This window comes from Sinorhizobium fredii USDA 205, assembly GCF_001461695.1.
In the GTDB taxonomy this organism is placed as follows: domain Bacteria; phylum Pseudomonadota; class Alphaproteobacteria; order Rhizobiales; family Rhizobiaceae; genus Sinorhizobium; species Sinorhizobium fredii.
Genome location: NZ_AUTC01000087.1, coordinates 1 through 1,274 on the forward strand (window position 1 = coordinate 1; position 1,274 = coordinate 1,274).

Here is a 1,274-nt window from a genome sequence, read left to right on the forward strand (position 1 = left end):
AGGGAATCCCATACGGACTCTTATGTTAGGCGGATACCACTAGCTTCGATCAACAGCGAGAACGTTGGTAGCTCTGATACCTGAGCGACGATTTCAGCATGTAACTCCGCCCCTCGACGACAAACCCGTCAAGCTGATGCTGTAAGGTGTAAGCTGAAAGGTCAGATATTGTGTTAGTGAAGCCCTTGTTCTTGAAATTCAGGGAAGTATTGCACAACACGCCGTAGCCCGTTAAGGCTTTAAAAGCAGACAGCAACTCGAACAATGGAAGATTAGTGAGCGCAGATACCGTTTGAATCCGCGCAGTCCGGTTCACATGAGTCACCGCTTCAAGCCCATCTGTGGTGGCCCGAAAGGTGTAAAGCATGAACGGGCTGGGGTGACTACATGCGAACCATTTGTCAGCATCGTCTTCCAAGCAGACGGGAGCGAGTGGACGAAATTGCTCACGCTGTTTGATGACGTTCAGCCGCTCTCTGGTGCTGGTTTTAAAAGGCGCAGCCAAGATGGAGCGATTACCGAGAGCGCGTGGTCCGATTTCATACCGACCGCTTGCCCATCCCAAGATCATATCGCTGGCCAACATCTCGGCAACGGTCGAAGTACTCGGCTCCCATTCGTCAAACAGGGCGCTATCGACAGCTCTGTCGGACACGAAATGCAATCCAGAGTATACGTCCCACGAGATTTTTGGGTCGCCAGTGAACTGGAACTGTGCGTCGATGGCTGTACCAATCGCTGAACCGGAATCATTAGGGACGGGAGGGACAAATACATCGCTGAATAGCCCCGAATCTCTCCACTTAGTGTTCCAATCGCGATTAAGCCCACACCCCCCAGTTATCAACAATGGCATTCCTCGTTTGAGATTTGCCTCGGCGAACAGACGAAAGCGGTCAAACAGATGGTCGCTGAAAATGCCTGCAAAGTTTCGGAATTCAGGGTCTTCCACGCCCACATTGTAGTGCGGCAAATCTTTTAATGCTTCACAATCACGGGGCTTAAGGTGGTTGCAATCCTGCAACAGAAAGGACGTGATTTTCTTCTCCTCGCTCGTAGGCTGGCTTCTTTTCGAGAGCGAAGCGAGCGCCATCAATTTTCCGGCGTCGGATAAGCGAGAAAACTCCCCTGTGCTTTTGTCGAAAGTAGGATCCGCTAACGCGTAGAGCATGGCATAGCGATGGCCAGGCTCTGGCATCACATCAGCTATCTTCGTTATATTCAGTTGTAACCATCCGGTCAGGACCGCAGTAGCCGAGGCTTTTTGCGATTTC

1 protein-coding gene is annotated in these 1,274 nt (G+C 51.3%); it reads right to left on the reverse strand.

Annotated elements, in window-relative coordinates:
- Positions 1–49 precede the first annotated feature (49 nt).
- On the reverse strand, positions 50–1,274 hold a 1,225-nt coding region (locus N181_RS09940), incomplete at its 5' end, for a carbamoyltransferase C-terminal domain-containing protein (RefSeq protein ID WP_060563359.1).